This window comes from Pseudoxanthomonas sp. 134C1, assembly GCF_057773065.1.
Genome location: NZ_JBYMTH010000004.1, coordinates 377,611 through 392,231 on the forward strand (window position 1 = coordinate 377,611; position 14,621 = coordinate 392,231).

Consider the following 14,621-nt stretch of genomic DNA (forward strand, 5'->3'; position numbering starts at 1 on the left):
AGGAGATAGCGGGCGCCCACGGTAGCGCGCCCTGCTGACAGAACCTGTCAGGAGGGTAAGATGCCTCCATGAAGACACAGCGTCTGTTTGCGTTGTTACAGCATCTGCGGGGCCGGCGGCGCCCGGTACCGGCAGAAGCGCTGGCGCACGAACTGGGCGTATCGGTTCGGACCATCTATCGGGACATGACCGCATTGCAGGCGATGGGAGCGCCCATACGAGGGGAAGCCGGACTGGGCTACCAGTTGGAAAAGGGCTATTTCCTGCCACCGCTTCATTTCGATCCCGATGAACTCGATGCCCTGATGCTGGGTACGCGCTGGGTCGCGGCACGAGGGGATGTCGCATTGAGCGAAGCGGCGCGTCGGGTCTCGGCCAAGATCAGTGCCGCGCTGGGTGAAACCGGAGAGGATCGCTACCTGCGTTTGCCATTGCGGGCGGTGCCGCGTCGGACGGAAGAAAGCACGAAGGCGGCCGTTCATCTCGGCGTCCTTCGGTCGGCAATCCGAAACCGATTGGTGCTCGAGATCGACTATCGGGATCTGCAGGGAAAATGGAGTCGCCGGACCGCCTGGCCGCTGGGGTTGACCTTGTTCGAGCAGGCCTGGTTGTTGACGGTTTGGTGCGAGGTCAGGGAGGACTTCCGCAATCTGCGGGTGGACCGTATCCGGGCTGTTTCGGAGGTGGGGCGGAGATTTGAGAATCGGCGCGGAAAGCGCTTCGAAGACTACCTCCGGACTCTTCCCTGAAAGGCGCTCCCGTGAGGCGGGCGCAAGCTCCCCGGCTGGGGCAAAATAGGGCATTCCCTGCCGGTCCCCGAGGCGCATGATCTACCTCCACCAGATTGACCCGATCGCCCTTTCGCTGGGGCCGCTGAAGCTGCACTGGTATGGCCTGATGTATCTGCTGGGCTTCATCGCGGCCTGGTGGCTGGGGCAGCGGCGGGTGCGTGCCGGCCGCTTGCCGGGGGTGGATGCCAACGGTTTCTCCGACCTGCTGTTCTACGCGATGCTCGGCGTGGTCCTGGGCGGCCGGTTGGGCTACATCCTGTTCTACGGGCTGGAGGGATTCCTCGCCAATCCGCTGTCCATCTTCAAGGTGTGGGAAGGCGGCATGAGTTTCCACGGCGGCCTGCTGGGCGTGATGACCGCCGCGCTGTGGTGGTCGCGCCGACAGCGCATGCATTTCTTCGACACCATGGATTTCGTCGCCCCGCTGGTGCCGCTGGGCCTGGGTTTCGGCCGACTCGGCAATTTCATCGGCGCCGAGTTGTGGGGCAAGTACACACAGGCCGGCTGGGGCGTGATTTTTCCGACCGATCCGGCCTTGAAGGATTTCTCCGCCGCGCAGTTGCAGGCCCAGTACGCCGCCGGCGCGCTGGATCAATTCGCGCGCCATCCCTCGCAGCTCTATCAGGCTTTCCTGGAAGGCCTGGTGATGTTCCTGGCGCTGTGGTGGTTCTCGCGCCGGCCGCGGCCGCGCTACGCGGTTTCCGGCCTGTTCGCGTTGCTGTATGGCGTGTTCCGTTTCCTGGTCGAATTCGTGCGGGTGCCGGACGAGCAGCTCAAGTATCTCGCCTTCGGCTGGTTGACCATGGGCCAGTTGCTGAGCGTGCCGCTGATCCTGCTGGGCGTGTACCTGCTGTGGCTGTCGCGCCGTTCCCCCGTCCTGCAACCCGTCGTTCCGGCCAAGGAATCCGCATGAAGCCCTATCTCGATCTGCTGCGCCACGTACTGGAGCAGGGCGCCGAGAAATCCGATCGCACCGGCACCGGCACGCGCAGCGTGTTCGGCTGGCAGATGCGCTTCGATCTCGCCGAGGGATTCCCGCTGGTCACCACCAAGAAGCTGCACCTGCGCTCGATCGTCCACGAACTGCTGTGGTTCCTGAAGGGCGAGACCAACATCGCCTATCTGAAGGACAACAAGGTCAGCATCTGGGACGAATGGGCCGATGCCGAGGGAGAACTCGGGCCGGTCTACGGCAAACAGTGGCGGCGCTGGGCAACCGCCGAGGGCGGCGAGATCGACCAGATCAAATGGGTGATCGAGGAAATCAAGCGCAATCCGGATTCGCGCAGGCTGATCGTCAGCGCCTGGAACGTGGCGGACCTGCCGAAGATGGCGCTGATGCCCTGCCACACGATGTTCCAGTTCTATGTGGTCGACGGAAAGCTGAGCTGCCAGCTGTACCAGCGCAGCGGCGACATCTTCCTGGGCGTACCGTTCAACATCGCCAGCTACGCGCTGCTGACCCACATGGTGGCGCAGGCCACCGGCCTGGGCGTGGGCGATTTCGTGCACACGCTGGGCGATGCGCATCTGTATTCCAACCACTATGAACAGGCGCGCGAGCAACTGACGCGCGTGCCACGCCCGTTGCCGACGCTGCGGCTGAATCCGGACGTGACCGATCTGTTCGCCTTCAGTTACGACGACATTGAAATCCTTGGTTACGACCCGCATCCGGCCATCAAGGCGCCGGTCGCGGTATGACCGGCGGCAATGACGCGGCGGAAGTGGGTTTCCGCCGCGATGACGCCTATCTGCGCGAGCAATACCTCAAGTGGTGGCTGTTTCGCAGCGGCTTGCGTCGCTGGCTGTGGCTGGTTTCGCTGCTGCTGGCGGTCATCGCGCTGGGGGTGATCGTCGTTGCGGACACACAGGGTGTGCGTCTGTCCGCCATGGTGGTCGCCGCGGTCGGCCTGGCCCAGGGCGTGATGCCCTGGCTGGAGTTCCGTCGCTGGAAACGGGCCGCGCTGGGCGGCCTGGACACCATGCCGGATCTGCGCCTGACGGTGGACGCCGGCACGCTGCGGTTCGGTGCCGGACCGAACGTGCGCTATGACGCCGATGGCGAGGTGGTGCGCGTGACGGGCGGACGTTTCATCTATGAGCGCGGGCGGAGCGGCCGCCATGTCTACCTGCCGGATCGCTGGTGGAACGAACCACGCACGCAGGCGCTGCTGGCCCAGTGGCGGCCCGCGTCACCGGCGGACGCGCCGCGCTAGCGCGGGAGCGTATCCCGGCAATCGGCGACGCAGCGAAAGTAGGCCGCCGCGCCCGGATAGTCGATGCTCATGATGAAGTGGCGGAAGGCGTTGCCGCCCAGTGCGCCATCCACCCGCGCATCCATGAAGCTGGACATGAAGTCGTGGAAATTGCGGTTCTCGCGATGGGTGAACCATACCGGACCGACCTTGTAGCCGGCGATGATCACCTCCGGCACTTCGATCATCGCCGAACCCATGCCGGCCTGTGCGTTCTCGATGACGCGCCATTCCGGGTGCGCCTTGCGCCAGGCCTGGAAGACGCTGTCGGCGATCATGCTGGTTGCCCGTTCCTGCGGACCGCCATCGGCGAGTTGCGCCAGTGCCTGCGGCGTGAGCACCGTCATCGCGCCGGTATCCAGCAACAGCGAATGCTGCCTGCCATCGATGGTGACCTGCAGGCGCGGGAAATCGGCGACCCGCGCCCCGTGTTCGTCGGTCTTGAAACCCAGCGCAAGCCTGCGCAGCTGCGCCGGCGGTTTCCAATCGCCGGCTTCGCGGCGGAAGCGGCGGCCGGGATAGTCCCAGGTCCAGATCCGGCCGGCGAACCAGGCCTGGCCGAGGATGCCGTCGTCCTGGCTGGTACCGGGCAACTGTGGACCGGCCAGCGCGCTCGGCAGGACCATCAGGCGCCCGTCGTCGGCCAGCGGCGCCGGGATCCCGGCTTCCAGCGCGAAGGCGGGCAACCGGGTGATCCGGGCGCGATCGCCCAGTTCGCGGCGGGCGTCGGGATCCTCCAGGGGAGAGAGCGGCAGCTTCAGGCGTTCGACCGCTTCCTGCTTGAGGAACAAACCGCCACCGGTGTCGGTGTACAGGCGCAGACGCTCGCCTTGCGCCCCCCGGGCTTCCAGATAGACGCGATCGGATTCGAAACTTGCGGGAAGCGACTGGCCGGCGCTGGCGGTCGCCCCCAACAGCAATCCGCTGGCCAACAGCATCGTTCTGGCTTGCGAGGGCATCCGGCCTTCCCCGAAGATGGTGTGTGGCGAAAGTACGCCGCGTTTCCCACGCCTGCAATACGCCGGAAGTCTGTCCATATGAACAACCCCGTTTCCCTGTCGTTGATCGCGGCGCTGGATCGCCATTGCGCCATTGGCCGCGACAACGACCTGCCCTGGCGCTTGCCCGACGACCTCAAGCGCTTCAAGGCGCTGACCCTGGGCAAGCCGGTGCTGATGGGCCGGCGGACCGCCGAGTCGCTGGGCCGCGCGCTGCCGGGCCGCCGCAACCTGGTCCTGACCCGTGGCGGACAGGTGCCGTTCGCCGGCATGGAGGCGGTCGGATCGCTCGAACAGGCGCTGTCCTGGGCGGCCAGCGAGGAGAATCCCGAGATCTGCGTGATTGGCGGCGGCGAGATCTACGCACAGACGCTGGCCTTGGCCGATGCCCTTTATCTGACCCATGTCGACACGGTGGTGGTGGATGCGCACGCGCACTTCCCCCGCTTTGAACCCGCCGAATGGGACGTGGTGCGGCGCGAACCGCATCCGGCGGACGCGCGCCATGCGCATGCGTTCGAGTTCGTCGATTACCTGCGGGTGCGGACGGCCTGAATTGCGATCACCGCGCGGCTACGGAAGCGCCGGCCGGTAGTGGCCGATGATGGAATGCCGGAACAGCAGATCCTCCTCCTGCGTTCCCGCGCCGATGTTGTGCAGGATCAGCGGCACGCCAGCGGCGCCACGCCGATCCGAGACGATGCCGATGTGCAGCAGACCACTGCCCTGCAGCTTCCAGGCCACGATGTCGCCGGCCCGGTAGCTGCCGGCGTCTGTGCCGATGGGCACCGTCCAGCCCTGCCGCTCGAACCAGCGCATCTGGTTGGGCACACGCCGATGGTCGATGTTGCGATCGGGGCCGCGCATGCCCCAGTCCTGGGGATACGAACCGAAATCTCCGCGCATGTCCTCGTGGATGCTTCGCTGCAGATCCATTCCCTGCGAGCGGAATGCGCGGATGACCACATCGGTGCAGACACCGCGATCCTCCGGTACGTCACCGCCCGGATACGACAACCGGACATACGCCGGATCGTAGCGGCGGGTGACGCCAATCTGCGCACGGGCGGCCGCGACCAACGGAGGGGACGCCGCGGAGAGGGCACCCGCGGGCGCTGCCATCGCGGCGGAGGCGGCCGTGGATGCGGAGGCATGGGGAGAGGTTGCGGTGGCGGAAGTGCCGCCGCATGCCGCCAGAAGCTGCCCTGACAGCAGGGCCATGGCGAAGATTCGAGAAGGAAACGCCGGAGTACGCATGGCCACGATTGTAGACCGGCGATGCGATGGAACATCCTGCCGAAACGCCAAAGTTAGCAAGGTGACAGCGGTGGAAGCCTCACGTCCGCGCGACGTCAGTCCCGACCCGCGAAAGCGGCCGGATCCACATCGCGTCCGGGTACCTGCACGATGCGCAGCTCATCGGTATCCAGTTGCAGCGCGGTGAGCTTGCCGCCCCAGACCGCGCCGGTATCGATCGCGTGCACGCCATGGCCGATCATCAGGCCCAGGGTCGACCAGTGGCCGCAGACGATCTTCAGATCGCGCGGCGCACGGCCAGGCACTTCGTACCAGGGATACAGGCCCTGCGCCTGGGTGCCGGGCGCGCCTTTTTCCTCGATCGCCATGCGTCCGCGTGGCGTGCAGTAGCGCATGCGGGTGAGCACATTGATGATGGCGCGCGCGCGGTCATAGCCGGCCAGGCCGGAGGACCAGTTGGGTTTGTCGCCATACATGTTGCGGAACAGCTTGCGGAAACCGTTGCCATGCAACTGCTGTTCGACCTCGCGCGCGTAGCGTTCGGCGAGGCTGGTGGTCCACTTGGGCGCGAGCCCGGCGTGGATCATCATCCAACCGAGCTCGCGGTCGGCATGCACCAGCTTCTGGCCACGGAGCCAGTCCAGCAGCACGCGTGCGTCGTCGGCCAGCACCACCCGCTGCAGGTCGGGATTGACCTTGCGCTGTTCCTCCGGCGAACGCTCGCCGATCGCCAGCAGGGACAGGTCGTGATTGCCGAGCACCACCACGCTCTGTTCGCGCAGCGAGTGCACCAGCCGCAGCGTTTCCAGCGACTGACCGCCCCGGTTGACCAGATCGCCGCAGAACCACAGCCGGTCGCGGGCGGGATCGAAACGCACGCGTTCCAGCAGGCGCTGGGTCGCGTCGTAGCATCCCTGCAGATCGCCTATCGCCCAGACCGCCATCAGTGCAGCGTCCGAGGGATGGAGAGGGTGAACTGGGGAATGGGGGCGTCGAAGCGGGTGCCGTCGTCGGCAATCATGTCGTAGCTTCCTTTCATGGTCCCGATGTCCGTTTCCAGCACGGCGCCGGAGGTGTATTCGAAGTCCTCGCCAGGCTGCAGCCACGGCTGCTCGCCGACCACGCCCGCACCCTCGACCTCGCGGACCTTGCCGTTGGCGTCGGTGATGATCCAGTGGCGACCGAGCAGGCGCGCGGGCGCCGCACCCCGGTTGCGGATGCGGATGGTATAGGCGAACACATAGCGCCCGTCCTCGGGCGCGGATTGATCGTCGAGGAAGCGGGTGGCTACGTCGATATCGATGGCGTAGTCGTGTTTCATGCCGGACAGTGTATGCATTGCGGCGTGAAACAGGAATCGCCGCGCGGGCGCGGGCGCGCTCAGCCCTCGGGCGTTGCCGGGATCTGGTTGGCCAGGCGGATGAAGGCGGCCACTTCGATCTGCTCGGCGCGGGCGTCGGGACTGATTCCGGCGGCTTCGATGGCCGCGCCGTCGCACACCCCGGACAACGCGTTGCGCAGGGTCTTGCGGCGCTGCCCGAACGCGGCTCGCACGACTTCGGTGAAGCGTTGCGGATCGGCGACACCGATCTCCGCGGAAGGACGCGGGACCATCCGCACCACCGCCGAATCCACCTTCGGCGGCGGGCGGAACGCACCGGGCGGAACCACGAACAGCGGTGTCACCGTGCAGTACGCCTGCAACATCACGCTCAGGCGGCCATACACCTTGCTGCCGGGACCGGCGGCCATGCGATCGACCACTTCCTTCTGCAGCATGAACACCATGTCGCGGATCGACGCGGCGTGTTCGAGTGCATGGAACAGGATGGGCGATGACAGGTTGTAGGGCAGGTTGCCGACCAGGCGCAGGCGATCGTCGCCGGCCAGTTTGCCGAAATCCACCGCCAGCACATCCTTGTGGATGATGGTCAGACGGCCGACGCCTTCCGAGGCTTCCATCAGCGGGGTGATCAGATCGCGATCGAATTCGATCGCGGTCAGTTCGCCATGGCGGCGCAGCAACGGCATCGTGATCGCGCCCTGGCCCGGACCGATCTCAACCAGCCTGTCGCCCGGTTTGGGATCCACGGCCAGCACGATCCGTTCGATGTAGCTGCGATCGGTGAGGAAGTGCTGGCCCAGTGATTTCTTGGGCGGTGCCTTGAAAGGGGACATGGCTGGGTGGGGAGTCGGAATAGGGGATTCGGGCGGGCAGGAAGCAGGATATGCGTTTGCTAACTTGCGGATTTTCGGGAGGCGATGCGGGCGCAGGTCTGTACCGCGGCGAACAGGCTGGAGGGATCGGCGATGCCCTTGCCGGCCAGGTCCAGCGCGGTGCCGTGATCGACCGCGACCCGGGGATAGGGCAGGCCCAGCGTGAGGTTCACCGCTTGTTCGAAGCCACTGTACTTGAGCACCGGCAGGCCCTGGTCGTGGTACATCGCCAGCACCGCGTCGAAGCCGGCGAGCTTCTGCGGCAGGAAAGCGGTGTCGGCGGGCAACGGACCGACCAGCCGCATGCCTTCATCGCGGAGGGCAGCCATCACCGGTTCGATGATCTCCATTTCCTCGTGTCCCAGATGGCCGGCCTCGCCGGCATGCGGGTTGAGTCCGAGTACCGCGATCACGGGATCGGCGATACCGACATCGTCGCGCATCGCGGCATGGGTAATGCGCAGCACCTTGGTGAGAGCGGGGGCGGTGATGGCGTCGGCCACCTGCCGCAGCGGCAGGTGGGTGGTCGCCAGGGCGACCCGGACGATGTCGTTCGCCAGCATCATTACCACATCGCGCCGCGCGCGCGCGGCGAGCAGTTCGGTGGTGCCGGTGTAGGGAATGCCGCCGGCGTTGATGGCGGCCTTGTGCACCGGACCGGTGACCACGCCATCGAACTCACCCTCCAGGCAGGCATCCGAAGCCTGCTCGAGCGCGGCGATGACCGCGGCGGCGTTGCGGGGATCCGGTTGGCCAAAACGGGTGGGCACCGGATTCGGCATCGGGCGCAGGCACAGCTCGCCGGGTGCGCGGGCGTCCTGATGTTCGTCGAGCAGTCGCAGCGGCAGTTCCAGCGCGGCGGCGGCCGCGTGGATCACGCCGGCGTCGGCGAAGGCGACCAGCCGGCAGTCAGCGCGAGGTTCCTGGGCCAGCCGGACGCAGAGTTCAGGCCCGATGCCGGCCGGCTCGCCCGGAACCAGCGCCAGGCGGGGCAGCATGCTCAGCCGCCGGGCGCGGGCGCGGGTGCGGGCGTCTCGGCCGGTGCCGGCGCGTTTGCCGGCGTACCGTCGGTCTGGGCCTGGGCGCCGGTGCGGATGTTCACATAGGCTTCGCCGCGCATTTCATGCAGGAAGCGGTTGTATTCGTCTTCCAGCTTGCGGCGACCGATGGTCTCGCGGACCTGGGCACGCTGGTTGGCATCGGTGACGTCGCTCTGGCGCGCTTCCACGCGCTGCACGATGTGCCAGCCCGCATCGGTGCGGAAAGGTTCGGTGACCTGGCCATCGCCGACGCCCGCGACCTGTTCGCCGAAGGCCGGGCCGAAGGCATCGGCGGGGAACCAGCCCAGGTCGCCACCTTCGCCGCGGCTGTTGGGATCCTCGGAGGATTCCTTGGCGACGGTGGCGAAATCCGCGCCGCCGGCGATGCGGGCGCGCAGGGTGTCGACCTTGGCCTTGGCCGCCGCGGCGTCCTGGGTCTCGGTGACGCGGACCAGGATGTGGCGGGCGTGGTACTCGGTGACGGTGCGCTTGTCCGCCTGCGATGCGTCGCGGGTTTCCACCAGCTTGAGCAGCTGGAAGCCGCTGGCGCCGCGCAGCGGGCCGACCACCTGGCCGGCGGACATCGTCTTGAGCATGTCCACGAACGCGGTCGGGATTTCGTCCATGCTGCGCCAGCCCAGATCACCGCCATCCAGCGCGTTGGGGCTGTCGGAATAGCGCACGGCCGCGGCGTTGAAGTCCATCTCGCCCTTGTCCAGCAGGGCCTTGATGCCGTCGATCTTCTGCTGGCCGGTCGTGATCTGCTCGGCGGTGGCACCGTCCGGCAGGGCGACCAGGATGTGCGCCAGGTGATACTGCTGGCCCGAATTGGCCTGCATCGCCAGCGCGGCGTCCACTTCGCCCTCGCTGACCTGGATCTTGCTCTGGGCGAAGCTCTGGCGCAGGCGCTGCACCGTGATTTCGTCGCGCAGCGAATTGCGGAAGTCGTTGAAGGACATGCCGTCCTGGGCCAGACGCGCGCGCAACGCGTCGACGGTCATGCCGTTCTGCTGGGCGACCGCGGCGACCGCGCCGTTGACTTCCTGATCGCCGACCTGGATGCCGCTGCCATTGGCGCGGGTGACCTGCAGCTTCATCAGGATCAAGCGCTCCATCACCTGCCGTTCCAGCACCTCGCGCGGCGGCAACTGGCCTGGCTGGCTGGCATATTGGTTGACCACGTTGGTGATCGCGCGATCCAGTTCGCTCTGCAGGATGACGTCCTCATCCACGATCGCGGCGATCCGGTCCAGCGGCTGGAGGGTCTGGGCCGACAGTGGCGCCATGCAGACGGCCGCCAGCAGGACGGCGGCGAGGGGACGGAACAACTTGATGGTCATGGCAGCATATCCGGAGCGTAGCGGTTGTCGTCGTCCGGATCCGGCGTGGTATTGCTCGGCGGGACGAGATAGAGGTCGTCTCGGTAATAGCCGAGGATACCACGGCGCAGGGTGCGCTCCGTGTCCTGGCCAGCCGAGCCCAGGCCCTTGAGGACGAATTCGACCTGGATGGAGTTGTTCATTTCGCCTTCGCGGTTGCGCACGTAGCGGCGCACCACCGCGCGCACCGCCAGGCAGCAACTGTCCCACTGGACGCCGGCGATGCCTTCCAGCAGTTTGTTGTCCATGAACGAGTGGTAGTAGCGCCCGACGATGCTCCAGGACGGGCTGATCGGGTACAGGAACGAGAAATCGCCCTGTTCGAGCAGGTCGCGGCGGTGGCGGTAGGTCAGGTTGACCACTCCATCATCGCCAATCAGATAGCGCGCGCGCAGGCTGGCCAGATCCTCGCGGCGGAACTTCGGATCCCACTGGTAGGAAGCGCCGATGGTCCAGCGGTCGGTGGGTGCGTAGTTGGCATCGGCAATCCATGCGGACTTGCCCTTCAGCAAGGGGGCCTCGGAAGGGGACAGGGTGACCCTGCTGTCTTCGAAATAGCGGATCTGGCCCAGACTCATCGAGGCGCGCTCGAACCCATCGGACTGGCGCAGGAAGCGGGTCGTCAATGCCATCGTCAGCTGGTTGGCATCGGCCTGACGATCGGGACCGGAATACCTGTTGTCGCGGAACATCTGGCCCCAGCTGAACGTAAAGGGCCGGGTGTCGAACAGCGGGATGCCGTCCTGCTCGCGATAGGGAGCGTTGAGATAGAACAGGCGCGGTTCCAGGGTCTGCAGGAAGCGACTGCCCTTGATCTCGGTCTCGCGGTCGAAGAACAGGCCCATGTCGACCGAGCCGATGGGCAGGCTGCGGTTGGGTGATTCGTTGTAGTAGGGCTGCATCATCACGTCGGTGACGCTGTTGGCGGGCACGCCCAGCGCACGCGCCGCGCGGGTGACGGCGATACTGCGGGCCAGCTCCGGATCGAGGCGGTAATCGGTGTAGCGCCAGGCGAGCGTGGGGCGGATGTACCAGGACGGTCCTTCGAAGTTCAGACCGACGGTTGGTTTGAGATCCAGCCGGGTGCCGCCGTCACGCAAGTCGTGCTGGAAACGCACGGCCTCGCTGTGCAGGCCGACGTTCAGCCAGCGGCCCAGCGGGCGTTCGTACTTGAAATAGGCACGCGGCAGGCGGTTGTAGGGCAGCGTGGCCTTGGTCAGATTGAAATCCGACAACTGCCAGGCATCGGCCATGAGTGCGGCGTTCCAGAACTGCCCCACGCCATACAGGCCGGCGGTGCTGGTCAGCGTGCTGGCGGTCAGGCCGCCCAGGTTGTTGGCGAAGTCCTCGACATAGCGGGCATCGCTGACCCAGACGAGATTGGCGCGCGCCTGCCAGTGGGTGTTGAGATTGTGGTAGCCGTTGAAGCGGAACAGGCCGCGGCTGTCATCCGGCTCCGGGTTGCGGGCGGGCACGAACTCCGGTTCCTGGCTCCGCGTTTCCAGCAGATCGTCGCGGTGCATGTAGTTGCCTTCCAGCTTGCCGGCACCGCCCCTGTACAGGTAACGGAACTCGGCGCCGAGGGCGAAGCCGCGCTTGCTCATGTAGCGCGGATTGAGCGTGGCGTCGTAGTTCGGCGCCAGGTTCAGGTAGATCGGCTGGCGATAGTCCAGACCATTGCGTCCCGAATGGCTCAGAGCGGGGTACAGCAGGCCGGTGTGGCGCTGGTCGTCGATCGGGAACTTGAACCACGGCATGTACAGCACGGGCACGTGGCCCAGCCGCACGGTCGCGCCGTGCGCCACGCCCCAACCGGTCTCGGTATTCACGTCGATGCGCCGCGAGCGCAGTTCCCAGCGCCGGTCGGCGGGATCGCAGGTGGAATAGGTGGAATGCAGCAGGCTGCCTTCCGGTCCCTTCATGTCGATGCGATCGGCGCCGCCATTGCCGCGCCGCGAGACCAACTGGTACTGCAGGTTGTCGATCTGGTGGCGATCGGCGTTCTGGTCGCCGCGTGCGCTTTCGGCGACCAGGCGGATGCCGGCGTCCTGGTAGCGCACGTGGCCTTCGGCGGAATAGGTATCGCTTTCCTGGTCGTACTTCAGGTTGTCCGCACCCAGGAACTGGTCACCGCGCTTCAGCGCGACGTTACCCGTGTACTCCAGGTTCTGTTCGGTGCCGCCGAGCTGGTTGCCCTCGATGTGGGTGTCCTGGTTCGCGCGGGCGGCGCGGGCCTGTTCGGTATTGGCGCCGGCCGCGGGCTGGGGCACGTCGGCGAAGACCGGGACCGGATCCTCGATCGGGCACAGCGCCCAGCTCTCGGGCTTTTCGTCCGCCGCCAGCGCCGGCAGGCACAGGGCGATACTGAACGGCAGGGGCAGCAGGCGAAGGACTGGACGCACGCGGTACCGGGCTCCGGGACGGTTCGGTTCAGAAACGGCGGTTAGCTTGCCGGATCCCCGGCATGGCGGCAATGAAAACCCCCCGCCGGTTTCGGGTCTGGTTCATGCAGTCGCGGCCGGGCCGGGGAGCGTGGTCAGCGCAGTTCGTCGACGTGGGCGGAAGCGCACTCCTTCAATGCCTCCAGGTCGTACCCGCCTTCCAGCATCGACACCACCCGTCCGTCGGCATGGCGCCGGGCCAGTTGCCGGAGCTGGCGGGTCAGCCAGGCGAAATCCTCGGTTTCCAGCATCAGGTCGGCCAGCGGGTCGCGCATGTGGGCGTCGAAGCCGGCGGAAATCAGCAGCAACTGTGGCCGGACCTCGTCCACCGCCGGCAGCAACTGGTCCGCCCAGGTGTTCTGGAAGCGGAAGCCGCCGCTGCCCGGGGGGAGCAGGGCGTTGAACACATTGCCGGCGCCCCGCTCGTAGGGCGCGCCGCTGTAGGGGAACAGGCCCGACTCGTGGGTGCTGAAATAGGTCACCCGTGGATCGTCGTAGAAAATGGCCTGGGTGCCGTTGCCGTGGTGCACGTCGAAATCGACGATGGCGACCCGTTCCAGGCCGTGCTTGTCCAGCGCGTGGGCGGCGGCGATGGCGATGTTGTTGAACAGGCAGAATCCCATCGCCGCGCTGGCGGTCGCGTGATGGCCCGGAGGACGCACCGCGCAGAAGGCGGTACCGGCTTCCCCATGCATCACCGCGTCGACCGCGGCGATGCCGGCGCCGGCGGCGCGCAGCGCGGCCGCGCGCGATGCCGGCACCATCACGGTATCGGGGTCCAGCATGCGGTGGCCTTCGAAATCGGTGTCCAGGATCTCGCGCAGCAGCGCCTCGTCGTGCACCCGGCGCAGATCGCCCAGTTTCGCCAGCGGCGCTTCGCGCCAGTCGAGGTCGCCATGGTCGCGGCGCAGTACCTCGAGTACCACCTCCAGTCGTGCCGGTCGCTCCGGATGCTCGGGTCCGGGATCGTGCGACAGGCAGGCCGGGTGGGTGTAGATGATCACGGCGTCAGGTCGGGCGCCGCCGTTCGTGGTTCCAGAGCACTTCGCCGTGGCCGTCGGCGCGGGCCAGCACCCGTGCCAGCACGAACAGGAGATCCGACAGTCGGTTGAGGTAGCGGACCGCTTCCGGCCGCACCGCGTCGTGGCGGGCCAGGGTGACGGTCTCGCGCTCGGCGCGGCGGACGATGGTGCGGGCCAGGTGGCAGCGCGCCGCGGCCTCGCCGCCCGCCGGGAGGATGAAATCCTTCAGCGGTGGCAGCGCTTCGTTGTAGTGGTCCAGGCGCGCTTCCAGCGCATCCACGTCATCGCCGGTGATGGCGGCGTGGCCGGGAATGCACAGTTCGCCGCCAAGGTCGAACAACTGGTGCTGCACCACGGTCAGCAGCGCGGCGACGTCCTCCGGGACGTTCGGCGCGGCGAGGATCACGCCGATCGCCGAGTTGGCCTCGTCGACCGTGCCATAGGCGTTGACCCGGGCCGAGTCCTTGCCGACGCGGCTGCCGTCGCCGAGGCCGGTGGTGCCGTCGTCGCCGGTGCGCGTGTAGATCTTGGAAAGGCGGTTGCCCATCGCGGTATCCCTCCGCTCAGCGCGATGCCTTCTGGTGACCCAGACGTGCGAGTTGTTCGACGCCGACGTGGGCGATCGCGGCCAGGCCGACGTAGATGGCGGCCACGCGCAGGTAGGGGAGGAACCAGTCGCTGTAGTTCTTCCACCAGCCGGCGACGGTGGGGTTGGGCACGACGTCGCTGGACAGCCAGTAGAAGCTGCCCTGGCTCAGCAGGTGGCAGACCACCACCGAAGCGAACAGGCTGGCGACGGTCACCGCCAGCACACGGCCATGTTGGCCGGTGTGGGAGGCGTGGAAACGGCGGACCAGCAGGCCACCCGCCCACAGGGCGAAGTAGGCCGGGACCAGGAACCAGTACGCCGCCGAGGTGCAGTAGTGCGCCCAGAAGTTCATGCCCTGGCCGCTGATGACCACGTAGTCGACCGCGACGGCCAGCGCCATCAGCAGCGGAAACGCCCAGCGGGTCCAGCCGCGCAGGTAGAAACCGCCGAGGAAGAACACCGCCCACGACGCGTCCGGCACCGGGCCGAAGTGGGTCAGCGTGGCCGGCAGGTGGAGGCGGGTCGACGCCATCAACAGGGCAAGCAGGACGAGGATGGCGGCGCGTTGGGAGTTCGTGTTCATGCAGACGGATTCCGGAGGCTCAGCGGATCATTCTAGCGGACCGCGG

At 66.9% G+C, this 14,621-nt stretch carries 16 protein-coding genes; 5 read left to right on the top strand and 11 right to left on the bottom strand.

The window, feature by feature from the left end:
• The first annotated feature begins 68 nt into the window (after positions 1-68).
• From AC3DEZ_RS11000 to AC3DEZ_RS11015, 4 genes are all read left to right on the top strand, one after another.
• Positions 69-749 carry a helix-turn-helix transcriptional regulator gene (locus AC3DEZ_RS11000; protein ID WP_488388232.1) on the top strand — a complete coding sequence of 227 codons (681 nt, stop codon included), beginning with the start codon at positions 69-71 and terminating at the stop codon, positions 747-749.
• A gap of 76 nt (positions 750-825) precedes the next feature.
• Positions 826-1,704: a prolipoprotein diacylglyceryl transferase gene (gene lgt / locus AC3DEZ_RS11005; RefSeq protein WP_488388233.1), complete on the top strand. Its 879-nt coding sequence runs from the start codon at positions 826-828 to the stop codon at positions 1,702-1,704.
• Entirely contained in the window at positions 1,701-2,495 is a 795-nt protein-coding gene (locus tag AC3DEZ_RS11010) for a thymidylate synthase (RefSeq protein WP_488388234.1), read from the top strand. Before lgt ends, AC3DEZ_RS11010 begins: the two co-directional genes overlap by 4 nt.
• Complete coding sequence (locus AC3DEZ_RS11015; protein WP_488388235.1) at positions 2,492-3,010, top strand: hypothetical protein; 519 nt, start codon at positions 2,492-2,494, stop codon at positions 3,008-3,010. Before AC3DEZ_RS11010 ends, AC3DEZ_RS11015 begins: the two co-directional genes overlap by 4 nt.
• On the opposite strand, the gene AC3DEZ_RS11020 is transcribed toward AC3DEZ_RS11015, so the two are convergent.
• Positions 3,007-4,008: a pepsin/retropepsin-like aspartic protease family protein gene (locus tag AC3DEZ_RS11020; protein WP_488388236.1), complete on the bottom strand. Its 1,002-nt coding sequence runs from the start codon at positions 4,006-4,008 to the stop codon at positions 3,007-3,009. The two genes, AC3DEZ_RS11015 and AC3DEZ_RS11020, sit on opposite strands and share 4 nt — an antisense overlap.
• Before the next feature lie 78 nt (positions 4,009-4,086).
• Between AC3DEZ_RS11020 and AC3DEZ_RS11025 the strand changes: the two genes are divergently transcribed.
• A complete protein-coding gene (locus AC3DEZ_RS11025; protein WP_488388237.1) occupies positions 4,087-4,602 on the top strand; it encodes a dihydrofolate reductase in 516 nt (171 codons plus the stop codon).
• A gap of 18 nt (positions 4,603-4,620) precedes the next feature.
• Here the strand turns inward: AC3DEZ_RS11025 and AC3DEZ_RS11030 are convergent, their stop codons facing one another.
• From AC3DEZ_RS11030 to AC3DEZ_RS11075, 10 genes are all read right to left on the bottom strand, one after another.
• On the bottom strand, positions 4,621-5,169 hold the full coding sequence (locus tag AC3DEZ_RS11030) for a DUF1287 domain-containing protein (protein ID WP_488388301.1): 549 nt from the start codon (positions 5,167-5,169) through the stop codon (positions 4,621-4,623).
• Between the two features lie 230 nt (positions 5,170-5,399).
• Positions 5,400-6,248, bottom strand: coding sequence for a symmetrical bis(5'-nucleosyl)-tetraphosphatase (locus AC3DEZ_RS11035; RefSeq protein WP_488388238.1), 849 nt, complete (start codon positions 6,246-6,248; stop codon positions 5,400-5,402).
• Positions 6,248-6,625 (bottom strand): Co2+/Mg2+ efflux protein ApaG, encoded by a 378-nt coding sequence (apaG, locus tag AC3DEZ_RS11040; protein WP_447103179.1) that lies wholly within the window; start codon positions 6,623-6,625, stop codon positions 6,248-6,250. The genes AC3DEZ_RS11035 and apaG overlap by 1 nt, the downstream gene beginning before the upstream one ends.
• Before the next feature lie 59 nt (positions 6,626-6,684).
• On the bottom strand, positions 6,685-7,482 hold the full coding sequence (gene rsmA / locus AC3DEZ_RS11045; protein ID WP_488388239.1) for a 16S rRNA (adenine(1518)-N(6)/adenine(1519)-N(6))-dimethyltransferase RsmA: 798 nt from the start codon (positions 7,480-7,482) through the stop codon (positions 6,685-6,687).
• A 59-nt stretch (positions 7,483-7,541) separates the two neighbouring features.
• Positions 7,542-8,519, bottom strand: coding sequence for a 4-hydroxythreonine-4-phosphate dehydrogenase PdxA (pdxA, locus tag AC3DEZ_RS11050; protein WP_488388240.1), 978 nt, complete (start codon positions 8,517-8,519; stop codon positions 7,542-7,544).
• Between the two features lie 2 nt (positions 8,520-8,521).
• On the bottom strand, positions 8,522-9,901 hold the full coding sequence (locus AC3DEZ_RS11055) for a peptidylprolyl isomerase (protein ID WP_488388241.1): 1,380 nt from the start codon (positions 9,899-9,901) through the stop codon (positions 8,522-8,524).
• Positions 9,898-12,342, bottom strand: coding sequence for an LPS assembly protein LptD (gene lptD / locus AC3DEZ_RS11060; RefSeq protein WP_488388242.1), 2,445 nt, complete (start codon positions 12,340-12,342; stop codon positions 9,898-9,900). The genes AC3DEZ_RS11055 and lptD overlap by 4 nt, the downstream gene beginning before the upstream one ends.
• 134 nt (positions 12,343-12,476) lie before the next feature.
• Entirely contained in the window at positions 12,477-13,385 is a 909-nt protein-coding gene (locus AC3DEZ_RS11065) for a histone deacetylase family protein (RefSeq protein ID WP_488388243.1), read from the bottom strand.
• A 4-nt stretch (positions 13,386-13,389) separates the two neighbouring features.
• Positions 13,390-13,950: a cob(I)yrinic acid a,c-diamide adenosyltransferase gene (locus AC3DEZ_RS11070; RefSeq protein ID WP_488388244.1), complete on the bottom strand. Its 561-nt coding sequence runs from the start codon at positions 13,948-13,950 to the stop codon at positions 13,390-13,392.
• 16 nt (positions 13,951-13,966) lie between these two features.
• Entirely contained in the window at positions 13,967-14,575 is a 609-nt protein-coding gene (locus AC3DEZ_RS11075) for a hypothetical protein (protein WP_488388245.1), read from the bottom strand.
• Positions 14,576-14,621: the final 46 nt, after the last annotated feature.

What these genes read in the sequence shown, in the direction of transcription:
- AC3DEZ_RS11015 (WP_488388235.1), top strand. Translation starts at nt 2,492, where the DNA reads ATGACCGGCGGCAATGACGCGGCGGAAGTGGGTTTCCGCCGCGATGAC.
- AC3DEZ_RS11030 (WP_488388301.1), bottom strand. Translation starts at nt 5,169, where the DNA reads ATGGCAGCGCCCGCGGGTGCCCTCTCCGCGGCGTCCCCTCCGTTGGTC.
- AC3DEZ_RS11075 (WP_488388245.1), bottom strand. Translation starts at nt 14,575, where the DNA reads ATGAACACGAACTCCCAACGCGCCGCCATCCTCGTCCTGCTTGCCCTG.
- rsmA (WP_488388239.1), bottom strand. Translation starts at nt 7,482, where the DNA reads ATGTCCCCTTTCAAGGCACCGCCCAAGAAATCACTGGGCCAGCACTTC.
- AC3DEZ_RS11020 (WP_488388236.1), bottom strand. Translation starts at nt 4,008, where the DNA reads ATGCCCTCGCAAGCCAGAACGATGCTGTTGGCCAGCGGATTGCTGTTG.
- AC3DEZ_RS11025 (WP_488388237.1), top strand. Translation starts at nt 4,087, where the DNA reads ATGAACAACCCCGTTTCCCTGTCGTTGATCGCGGCGCTGGATCGCCAT.
- AC3DEZ_RS11055 (WP_488388241.1), bottom strand. Translation starts at nt 9,901, where the DNA reads ATGACCATCAAGTTGTTCCGTCCCCTCGCCGCCGTCCTGCTGGCGGCC.
- pdxA (WP_488388240.1), bottom strand. Translation starts at nt 8,519, where the DNA reads ATGCTGCCCCGCCTGGCGCTGGTTCCGGGCGAGCCGGCCGGCATCGGG.
- AC3DEZ_RS11010 (WP_488388234.1), top strand. Translation starts at nt 1,701, where the DNA reads ATGAAGCCCTATCTCGATCTGCTGCGCCACGTACTGGAGCAGGGCGCC.
- AC3DEZ_RS11035 (WP_488388238.1), bottom strand. Translation starts at nt 6,248, where the DNA reads ATGGCGGTCTGGGCGATAGGCGATCTGCAGGGATGCTACGACGCGACC.
- apaG (WP_447103179.1), bottom strand. Translation starts at nt 6,625, where the DNA reads ATGAAACACGACTACGCCATCGATATCGACGTAGCCACCCGCTTCCTC.
- lgt (WP_488388233.1), top strand. Translation starts at nt 826, where the DNA reads ATGATCTACCTCCACCAGATTGACCCGATCGCCCTTTCGCTGGGGCCG.
- AC3DEZ_RS11000 (WP_488388232.1), top strand. Translation starts at nt 69, where the DNA reads ATGAAGACACAGCGTCTGTTTGCGTTGTTACAGCATCTGCGGGGCCGG.
- AC3DEZ_RS11070 (WP_488388244.1), bottom strand. Translation starts at nt 13,950, where the DNA reads ATGGGCAACCGCCTTTCCAAGATCTACACGCGCACCGGCGACGACGGC.